The 10,131-nt window shown below is 49.6% G+C and carries 6 protein-coding genes; 4 read left to right on the top strand and 2 right to left on the bottom strand.

Features of this window, described 5'->3' with window-relative positions; translation table 11 throughout:
* Positions 1-85 precede the first annotated feature (85 nt).
* The 4 genes from ACN0SD_RS20210 to ACN0SD_RS20195 all read left to right on the top strand — a co-directional run bounded on the left by ACN0SD_RS20210 (position 86) and on the right by ACN0SD_RS20195 (position 8,122).
* A complete protein-coding gene (locus ACN0SD_RS20210) occupies positions 86-514 on the top strand; it encodes a hypothetical protein (protein WP_417809980.1) in 429 nt (142 codons plus the stop codon).
* Between the two features lie 250 nt (positions 515-764).
* Positions 765-5,702: a DEAD/DEAH box helicase gene (locus ACN0SD_RS20205; protein ID WP_417809979.1), complete on the top strand. Its 4,938-nt coding sequence runs from the start codon at positions 765-767 to the stop codon at positions 5,700-5,702.
* Positions 5,703-6,144: 442 nt separating this feature from the next.
* The gene (locus tag ACN0SD_RS20200) at positions 6,145-7,446 is read left to right on the top strand and encodes an AAA family ATPase (protein ID WP_417809978.1); all 1,302 of its coding nucleotides are present in this window, start codon (positions 6,145-6,147) and stop codon (positions 7,444-7,446) included.
* A complete protein-coding gene (locus ACN0SD_RS20195) occupies positions 7,427-8,122 on the top strand; it encodes an RloB family protein (RefSeq protein ID WP_417809977.1) in 696 nt (231 codons plus the stop codon). The genes ACN0SD_RS20200 and ACN0SD_RS20195 overlap by 20 nt, the downstream gene beginning before the upstream one ends.
* Before the next feature lie 232 nt (positions 8,123-8,354).
* On the opposite strand, the gene ACN0SD_RS20190 is transcribed toward ACN0SD_RS20195, so the two are convergent.
* Together ACN0SD_RS20190 and ACN0SD_RS20185 are read right to left on the bottom strand one after the other, a co-directional pair.
* On the bottom strand, positions 8,355-9,236 hold the full coding sequence (locus tag ACN0SD_RS20190) for a replication initiation protein (protein WP_417809976.1): 882 nt from the start codon (positions 9,234-9,236) through the stop codon (positions 8,355-8,357).
* 421 nt (positions 9,237-9,657) lie between these two features.
* Positions 9,658-10,038 carry a hypothetical protein gene (locus tag ACN0SD_RS20185; RefSeq protein ID WP_417809975.1) on the bottom strand — a complete coding sequence of 127 codons (381 nt, stop codon included), beginning with the start codon at positions 10,036-10,038 and terminating at the stop codon, positions 9,658-9,660.
* Positions 10,039-10,131 lie beyond the last annotated feature (93 nt).

Below are 10,131 nucleotides of genomic sequence, written 5' to 3'. Positions count from 1 at the left end.
CGTCTTGGCTGACCGTAACCACCCTTGCAGGTGGCATCAGAAGGTACACTGACGCAACAGTCGCAACGCAACAGGACGCTCTACTGTGCAACAGCAACAATTGACGGTGGCTCAAGCTGCAAAATTGTACGGAAAAGCACGCTCTACAGTACACAGAGCCATGAAAGCAGGCCGCGTGTCATCAACAGTGCGTGGCGATGGTACGCGTGTGATTGCGTTTTCTGAATTGCTGCGTGTTTGGGGGGAACCAGTCAACTCACCTGTTGAGACGCAACATGACGCAACAGATGCTCCTAGCCTCACGCAACAAGCATCTGTAGCAGAGATGACACAGCTGTTATCTGAGCTCGTTGAGCTAACTAAACGTCAGGCTGATGAGCTCGCAGGGATGCGCGAGGAGCTAAGAGAGCTGAGAAGATTGCCTGCTCCCGAGAAAATTTCTCAGGCAGATGCTGATAAGGGATCATCGCATCTATTTGCTGCTGAAATGGCTGCTTTGAAAGCTCGTAAGTAAGTGAAAGGCCAAGCTGAAGAGCAGTCTGTGTTCGTTACTCTCGCTCAAAAAGCCTACACCCTGGTAGGGAAGGTCGAGAGGTCAGGCTCTGGCCTACAGAATCGGTTTCTTGCTGAGCTCCTACGCACGTTTAATTTCGCATGGACACTTACATACGTTTAATCCGGTTTGAGGTAGCATCTTTCGCGATACCCTATCGGCACCCAATCCAGAACCCCAGGCACCACAGGTTTAAAAGGAATTAACGTTTATGTCAGCTCTCTCAGCCTTACTTGATAGCTATCGCTCTGCCTCCGTCACTGAGCGTGAGAAAGGCACTTACTTTGAGGAGCTGATTCTTATCTATCTACGTAACGAGGCAACGTATCGAGACCTGTACGAGCAGGTCTGGACCTATACCGACTGGGCGAATGAGCAGGGGCTGGATGGGCGTGATACCGGTATTGACCTGGTAGCCCGTACCAAGGGGACCGGTGAATACCATGCTATTCAGTGCAAACTGTACGCCGAGACACACCGCGTCCAGCGTAAGGATATCGACAGCTTCTTCACTGCATCAGGCAAGGCGCCGTTCTCGCACCGGATCATCGTCACTACGACCAACAACTGGAGTGAGCACGCTGAGGATGCCTTGCAGGGGCAGCAGCCCCCGGTAAGCAAGATAGATTTGCAGGCGCTGGAAGACAGTCAGGTTGACTGGGCTCAGTACCAGTCCATCCAGGCGGTGGTACTCAAGACCAAGAAAACGCTGCGTGATCATCAGCAGACGGCGCTGAATGCTGTCACGGCTGGCCTGAAAACCGCTGAGCGCGGCAAGATGATCATGGCATGTGGCACCGGCAAGACCTTCACCAGCCTGAAAATCGCCGAGCATGTGGCAGGCAAGGGTAAGCGCGTTCTGTTCCTGGTGCCCAGCCTGTCGCTACTGTCACAGACCCTGACGGAGTGGACCCAAGAGAGTGAAACACCGCTACATAGTTTTGCGGTGTGTTCCGATAGCGATGTGGGCAAGAAGCGCAAGACCGATGATGATGCCGTGCAGGTGTTCACTCACGAACTGCGCTATCCGGCCACCACCAAAGCAAATCGCCTGTCTGAAGAGACGCTGAAGCGTCACGACGATGACAGCATGAGCGTGGTGTTCTCTACCTACCATTCTATCGACGTAATCAGCCGTGCCCAGCACGAATACAACATGGCTGACTTTGATCTGGTTATCTGTGATGAAGCGCACCGCACCACTGGTGCAACTTTTGATGATGACGATGAAAGCAACTTCGTGCGGATTCACGACGGCGACTATATCCGTGCGGCCAAGCGCCTCTACATGACCGCCACACCGCGCATCTACGGCGATGACGCCAAGATCAAAGCTGAGTCTGGTGAGGTGACGCTGTGCTCTATGGATGACGAAGCGCTCTATGGCAAAGAGCTGTTCGTGATCAATTTCTCCGAGGCCGTTCAGCGTGGTCTGCTGGTGGACTACAAGGTGCTGGTACTCACTGTTGAAGAGAGCGTGATCAACCGTCGTCTTCAGGACCTGCTCAAAGATGAGGACAACCAGCTCAAGGTCGATGATGCGGCCAAGATTGTTGGCTGCTGGAAGGCGCTATCCAAGCAAGGCTTGGCCGAAAGCCTGACGGGTGATAGTCAGCCCATGAAGCGGGCTGTGGCGTTCTGTCAGGTGATCTCACCCGACTACAAAGGCAAAAAGCACAAGGTCAGCTCCGTCAACATCGCCAATATGTTCCAGTCCGTTGTGGAGGCATATCAGGCGTCGGAAGAGCTGGATGACGACGCCCACCTGATCTGTGAAGCCGAGCACGTGGATGGCGGCATGAATGCTAGCCAGAAAGAAGCCAAACTCACCTGGCTCAAGGATGAAACGCCGACGAACACCTGCCGCATCCTCAGCAACGTGCGTTGCCTGTCCGAAGGCGTGGATGTGCCTGCTCTGGATTCCGTGCTGTTCCTCACCCCGCGTAACTCCCAGGTAGATGTGGTGCAGTCAGTGGGCCGAGTGATGCGCAACGCGCCGGGTAAAAAGCGAGGCTATGTGGTGCTGCCGGTAGTTATTCCTGCCGGTATGCAGGCCCATGAAGCGCTCAACGACAACCAGACCTATCGTGTCGTCTGGCAGGTGTTGCAGGCACTGCGCTCCCACGATGACAGTTTTGACTCCACTATCAATAAACTCGATCTGAATGGCCCTGATCGGCAGAAAATGGAAGTCATTTCGATCACCGACCAGATCAACAAAAAATCCAAGCGTAGCAGCACCGAGAACAAGAACCCAGGTAAGGGACAGCACGGCATCGGCAAGCAGCAGTCCAAGTACGAGGCTGAGGGCCAGATGACTCAGCAAGGTGACTTGACCTATGAGGTCGGTGATATCGAACGCGCCATCTACGCCAAGATTGTCGAGAAGTGTGGCAACCGCCACCACTGGGAAGATTGGGCCAACGACATTGCCAAGATTGCCCGCACCCATATCGACCGCATACAGGGCATCCTGGAGAATCCCCATAACACCAGCGAACGGGCGTCTTTCGAGGCGTTTGCCAAGGAGTTGCGCGACGACCTCAACGACAGCATTTCCGACGGCGAGATTGTCGAAATGCTCGCTCAGCATCTGATTACCAAGCCGGTGTTCGATGCGCTGTTTGATGGCTACGACTTCGCCAGCCAAAACCCCATGTCACAGGCCATGCAAGCGGTACTTGATGCGCTGCAGGAGCATCACCTGGGTAAAGAGGCGGATACCCTGGAGAAGTTCTACGAGAGCGTGCGGATGCGTGCCTCAGGTATCGACAACGCCGCGGGCAAACAGAAGATCGTCGTTGAGCTGTACGACAAGTTCTTTGCCAATGCCTTCCCACGCATGACCGACCGGCTGGGCATCGTCTATACCCCGGTGGAAGTGGTGGACTTCATCCTGCACAGCGTCAATCACCTGCTGCAACAGGAATTCGGCCAGACCCTAGGCAGTAAGGGCGTGCATATCCTTGATCCGTTCACCGGTACTGGAACCTTCATCACCCGCATGCTGCAGTCCGGCCTGATCAAACCGGAGGAGCTGGCTCACAAATATCAGAACGAGATCCATGCCAACGAAATCGTGCTGCTGGCCTACTACATTGCTGCCATCAATATCGAGGCGGTCTATCACGGCCTGGCTGGTGGCGACTATGTACCGTTCCAGGGCATCTGCTTGACTGACACCTTCCAGATGTACGAGAAGGACGACCTGATTGATGAGCTGCTGGTAGACAACAGCGAGCGGCGCAAGCGTCAGAAGGCGTTGGATATTCGGGTCATCGTGGGTAATCCACCGTATTCCATCGGGCAACGCAGTGAAAACGACAATAACGTCAATGTTGGCTATCCAGCGCTGGATGAGCGCATTCGCACGACATATGCAGCACGCTCTACGGCTACTCTCGCAAAAGGTCTATACGACAGCTATATCCGCTCTATTCGCTGGGCCAGCGACCGTATTGGTGATGCAGGTATCATCGGTTTTGTCACCAACGCAGGGTTTTTGGAAGCTAACACGGCTGATGGTCTACGTAAGTGCTTGGCTGATGAGTTCTCCAGCCTGTATGTGTTCCATCTGCGGGGTAACCAACGGACTTCCGGTGAAACCTCACGCAAAGAAGGTGGCAAGATTTTTGGCAGTGGCAGCCGTGCTCCTATCGCCATGTCTCTATTGGTCAAGAACCCGGATGCTGCCGAGCATGGTCAAATCCACTTCCATGATATCGGTGACTATCTGAGCCGTGAGGAGAAGCTTGAGAAGATCGAGGCGTTCGCTAGCGTCGGTGGTATTGAGCAATGGCAGACAATCACTCCCGATTCCCATGGCGATTGGCTCAACCAGCGGGATAACAGCTTTGGTGAGTTTATGGTGCTGGGTGACAAGAAAACTGATCAGCCAAAGCTTTTCGATAACTTTTCTCAAGGAATTCTGACCGCCCGAGATTCTTGGGCATATAACGCCAGCCGATCAAAGCTGGAAGTGAATATGAGCCGTATGATTGATTTCTACAATGTGGAAGTAGAACGTTTCAATCAGGCGCATGCAGGGTTGGACAAAAAAGCGCGTGACAGCGCTGTTAATGATTTTGTTGATGCCAACCCAGAGCGAATTAGCTGGACGCGGGCTCTTAAGAAAGAACTGAGCAAAGACCACGTTTTTCAATATGACTCAGCCTGTGTTGTTCCAAGCACTTACCGACCATTTACCAAACAATGGGTATATTTTAATCGGCGTTTTAACGAAATGGTCTACCAGATGCCGCGCATCTTTCCTGATATTGATTCAAAAAACTTGATTATTTGTGTGAATGGCTCTGGAGGAAGCAAAGGGTCTACAGCACTAATTAATAGTCAGCCAATTGACTTCAACTCACTAGAAGCAGGTGCGCAATGCTTCCCTCTTTACCTCTACGACGAAGTCGATCAACAAATGGATGAGTCTGATCTGTTTGGTGAGGAAGAGAGCAGCAATCTACGCCGCCGTGATGCTATCACTGATGAAGGGCTGACTCACTTCCAGAGCGCTTACCCAGGCGAGCAGATCAGCAAGGAAGACTTGTTCTACTACGTCTACGGCATCCTGAATTCGACTGACTACCGCGAGCGCTTTGCCGATAACCTCAGCAAAGAACTGCCCCGCATCCCTGCAGTTAAGAGAGCCGAAGACTTCTGGGCCTTCAGCCAAGCCGGTCGTGCCTTGGCTGAGTGGCATCTGAACTATGAAACAGTCGAACCCTATCCGCTGACCGTCGAGCGAAATGGTAAGCAGGTGAGCGTTTCCTGCCTGTCTGCAGAAGATTGCCGCGTTCAGAAGATGAAGTGCGCCAAGAAAAAAGACCCAGAAACCAACAAGAACGTTAACGACCCCAGCACCGTGATCTACAACAACCGCATCACCCTGCGCGATATTCCGCTGGAAGCATGGGACTACGTGGTCAACGGCAAACCAGCGCTGAGCTGGGTGATGGAACGCCAAGCGGTCACAACCCACAAAGCCAGCGGAATCGTCAACGACGCCAACGACTGGGCCATCGAAACCATGGGCGACGCCAAATACCCGCTTGAGCTCTTCATGCGTGTAGTAACCGTCAGCCTGGAGACCCAGAAAATCGTGGATGGTCTACCTGCGCTGAATATTGAAAGGAATTGAGGTGGCGGGCAGGTAGGTATAGATATTGAAAAAATAGATTAAGGTGTCCACTTTCCCTAGAAAGTGGACACACCTAGAGCGGCGCTTTTGGCTCCCCCTGGCAGAGCGCTTTGGGGGTAAGGGAAGATGGGGAGTTGAGATGCGGCTGGGTTCTACCATGCGTGATAAGAAAGCTCCCTCATTCGTGCGAAAACAGGAAGGGCGAGGTGCCAAGCCTCCATCAGCCCCATCGCATTTGCGCGACACAGCCCCGCCGTACCGGCTCCAAAACGCCGAAATTCATGATTACGCGCCTTATCATGAGTCGATTTTTGAGCAAGTGAATGGCACTGAGAGGCACCAATCATAGGTAGAGACCTTATCTATAGAAGCATGCTAGTATCTACCCTAGAGCTAATTTGCGAAAAAAATCCATCGCAAAGCCTATGTAAGGACGATTGATATGATTGTTGATTTTACTATTTCTAACTTTAGGTCTATAAAAAATGAACAAGTGTTCAGTTTATTTGCAGAAAGTAAATCTGATCATTTGAGTGGAAATATATTCTATCCGGGAAATGGTAAGTTAGGACTGTTTAAAACAGCTGCTGTCTATGGATCTAATGCTTCTGGAAAAAGTAATATCTTAAAAGCATTCTCTGCGATTAAGTATTTAATATGTGATAGCGGTGATTTGAAAGATGGCGATAACATTCCATGTTATGAGCCGTATGAATTATGTGAAGAAAATAAACATAGCCCTATAACTTTTGAGATTGAATTTTTCTCGAAAGATAACTTGAGATATATATATAAAGTATCGTATTTAGAAAATAAAATTACACATGAATCTTTAGATTTTTATCCTTCGCGCCAAAAGGCGAATCTATTTTCACGTAATGAAAATGACGATTGGGATGATATCACGTTTGGGAAGATGTATAAGGGAGGAAGAAAGAAAATAGCTTTCTTCAATAATAGTACATATATAGCCAAAGCTGGAAATACGGCTGATGCACCTGACGTTATAAAAGAACTGTTTAATTATTTCAGGTCTGGAATAATTTACATGGGATTCAATTATAATATTAGTCTTTCTACATGGAGAGATAACACCACTGCAGTTAATAGGATTTCAAATGTTTTATCAAGCATAGATACTGGGATAAGGAATATTAATTTTGAAGATAGAGATATCTCAAGCTTCCAGTTTTCAGACGATATGCCGAAAGAATTAGCTACAAAAATAAAAGAGGATTTTAAGAAAGTTCCAGTCTTCTTCCATGAAGACGAAAATGGGAACACTAAAAAGTTTTCAGAAGATATGGAGTCTTCAGGAACGCAAAGAATATTTCGAGTGTTCCCTGTTATTATGGAAGCTTTTGAAAATGGTAGTGTGTTAGTTATCGATGAGCTAGAAAGTAGCTTTCATCCACACATTGCTGAATTAATTATTAATTTGTTTAACGATAAAAAGGTAAATGTGAATGGAGCCCAGTTAATCTTCTCCACGCACAACATTGGGTTAATGTCACCGGAGCTTCTGAGGCGTGATCAATTGTGGCTTACTGAAAAGAACAAGGGTGAAACAGTACTTGCCTCTTTAGAAGATTTTGACAAGGGATTTGTAAAAATAGATAGTCCCTTTGGTAAGTGGTACGCTGATGGACGTTTTGGTGCAGTACCTCAAATTGATTACGATGCTATAAGAGAAGTTTTAAAGGAATCTTTAGTGAGGGTTAAGGATGCCGAAGAAAAGGAATAAAGGGAAAGCGTCTATCCCGCTCAATCCCGTTATACATATATTTTGTGAAGGTGAAAAGACAGAGCCAAGCTATATAAAGGGATATATAGATAAGTTTTTTCCTGGAATAAACAATAAAGGCTTTAAGGTTATAGATGTAAAGAATACAAAGAAAAATACGCCAAGAGAGCTGGTCAACGAAGCCTGTAAATTACGGGCTTCTTCTACTACCCCGAGCAAAGATTCTGTTTGGGTCGTATATGATAGAGAAGCAACGGCAAAGTACGAAGATAGGCTGCATCAAGAAGCCATTGATAAAGCTAGAGCTAAAAACATAAGTGTTGCTTTAAGTAATGTTTGTTTTGAGCTATGGCTGCTTCTTCATTTCCAAGAGAATAATGCGCAATATTCATCTTGTGATGACCTTCTTAGAAAAAGTAATTTAAAAAAGCACCTAAATGATGTAGGAATTAATAACTATGAAAAATCATTCGAAGGTGTTTTTGAAAAAATCAATGGCAATATAGAATTGGCTATAACTAGAGCTGATAGGATGAATAGGTCCACTTTGGACGCTTCTCAGCATGATGAAAGCAAACCGCACATGTTAAATCCTTATACAAATATTGGGGCTTTATTAGCAGATATAGATAGAATAGCAAATGAAAATAAAACTAAAAAACTAGGGGCGTTATAATTTTTTTCGGCACGTGCTACTTAAAGGTACTACGTGCCATACTCGTATATTACAGAATGAGCTGCAGGTCCCGGGATTACAGCAATTCTTTCGTACGTAAGAAAAGAAATGGTGGGGTTAGTGCTAGAGTAGGATTCGCAATGTGCTAGCAAGAAGCACCTTTCACTGCAGGCTTGCCCTCATACCGGACTGTCAAAACATGACTATCGGAAGGAGGGTCAATGAGGCCGGTTCAGGTTTTCCTTCTGGAAGCTTCTTCTAGGAGCCGCAGAGCGGCATCCTCGTAGCTCTCGCCTGGCTGCGCTGCGGCTTCAATTATGCTCATGGGAATGCCGTATATCGCGCCCTGAGTGCTTCTGCTGGTCTTGCTGGTCTTGCTTGTAGGCTTGAGCTTGCTAGACCTTTCGCCATTTACGCTGGCCTCATCCGGTTCTTTTTCGCCGAATGTGAATATCAAGTGGCTGACCCGCCGCCCGGTCTTACGCTGCTCCCACTTCACCCACAACGGTGAGTGTTCGTTGATCTGCTCGATAGAGGGCTGAATAACACGTTTCTTGAAGTCTTTGATGGCTGGATATTTGTCGTCCAGTTGGTAGGCATCACGCAGCCACTCGATGGATACTTCGCGCTGGCCGGCGCCACGCCACTGACAAAGCATCTCGTAGAGCCGGATAGCGTGAGAGCTATCCATACGGGCTATGTCTGTCAGAGCATAACGGGTGAATTGTTCGGTGAGCTGGGAGAGATAGGGCACCATGGGCTGGCTAAAACGAAGAGCTATCGTACCTCGATCTTTCTGGTAGACCACCTCCTGAACCCAGCGCGTGAGCCTTACCTTGGCACCACCTTGGCCATTGGGGGCCTCATGTAGTGTTACCTCCCGCCGGAACAGCCGTTCAGACGCTGTCTTAAGGTTCTGGTAAGCCGTTCCTAGCTGAGTGCCAGTCATGTCGGCGATCTGCTGGGCGCTGACCGTGTAAAGCCGCTGATCTGTCAAAGCCTCGTCTCGCCGGACCTGGGCAATACACCCAAGAATGATGCGCTGTTCGTAAATGCTGAGGCGGTAGGACGCTTCAATCAGGGCGTTGCTCTTATAGACCAGTGCGGAATCCATGCCGTCTCCATTAAGGGACTTTTTATAATGAGTCCTTTAATACCATCAATCCGTCCCCTATACAACCATCAATCCGTCCCTTCTTAACCATCAATCCGTCCCCTTTTGACCATCAATCCGTCCCTTTTTAACGCTATAAAGCCTTTAATTTCAGTTAGTTGCAGCCTCTAAAAGGAATAAAAGGGAAAAGGAACAGAAAAGAGCGCGATGCGCTCGCCTACCCTCCGCTTCGCTCCGCCCGGCCTTCGGCCGCCTGAAGTTGCCTGCGCCACAGGCGCAGAAAGGATGCCATCGAGGGGCTACGCCCCTGGGCATCCTGCGAATCATCTGGTCGCTAAAGAAATCCAGCCACAGTGGTCGCCAACCCAACCCAACGCGGGAACACAGGCGCTACGCGCCGGGTTATTCAGTGGTCAGGTGTTTATGGTCGCTTGGGGGGCCGACCTCCACGCCCTGCGGGACGCAGCTCCCCCTTCGGATTGAGCCAAGGCCCACGCAAGTGAGGTTCCCAATCCTCGTAGACTCCTGTCACTTCCAGGGTCCATCGGCAAGTGCGCCAGTAGTCATAGGCCGTCGCAGGGGAGATATCCCCCAAACCATCTTTCATCACCCAACGTACGTGCTTGGCTTTCCATTGCCAGGGATGCCTCACGCCGAAACGCTCATGAATCAACTTCTGAATTCGCACCATCCGGCGACCATGAGCCCGGACCCCCCGTTGCTTTCGCGGATCGCACTTCAACAGGTTTTCCAGCATGTTGCCGTCGACCTGAATCCGGGTGCCGTTTGCGTAGAACATCATTTGCGACCTCCTAGGTATGCCACGGTGACATCGAGGCGGTTATGTCCAAGTTCCTGGCTGATCAGTCGGCGTGCCAACTGATCCTGAGATTTG

The organism is Thioclava sp., from assembly GCF_048263065.1.
GTDB lineage: Bacteria > Pseudomonadota > Alphaproteobacteria > Rhodobacterales > Rhodobacteraceae > Thioclava.
Note: the sequence above shows the minus strand (reverse complement) of the source record. Positions and strands in the feature narration are given on the sequence as shown.

What these genes read in the sequence shown, in the direction of transcription:
- ACN0SD_RS20205 (WP_417809979.1), top strand. Translation starts at nt 765, where the DNA reads ATGTCAGCTCTCTCAGCCTTACTTGATAGCTATCGCTCTGCCTCCGTC.
- ACN0SD_RS20200 (WP_417809978.1), top strand. Translation starts at nt 6,145, where the DNA reads ATGATTGTTGATTTTACTATTTCTAACTTTAGGTCTATAAAAAATGAA.
- ACN0SD_RS20195 (WP_417809977.1), top strand. Translation starts at nt 7,427, where the DNA reads ATGCCGAAGAAAAGGAATAAAGGGAAAGCGTCTATCCCGCTCAATCCC.
- ACN0SD_RS20190 (WP_417809976.1), bottom strand. Translation starts at nt 9,236, where the DNA reads ATGGATTCCGCACTGGTCTATAAGAGCAACGCCCTGATTGAAGCGTCC.
- ACN0SD_RS20185 (WP_417809975.1), bottom strand. Translation starts at nt 10,038, where the DNA reads ATGATGTTCTACGCAAACGGCACCCGGATTCAGGTCGACGGCAACATG.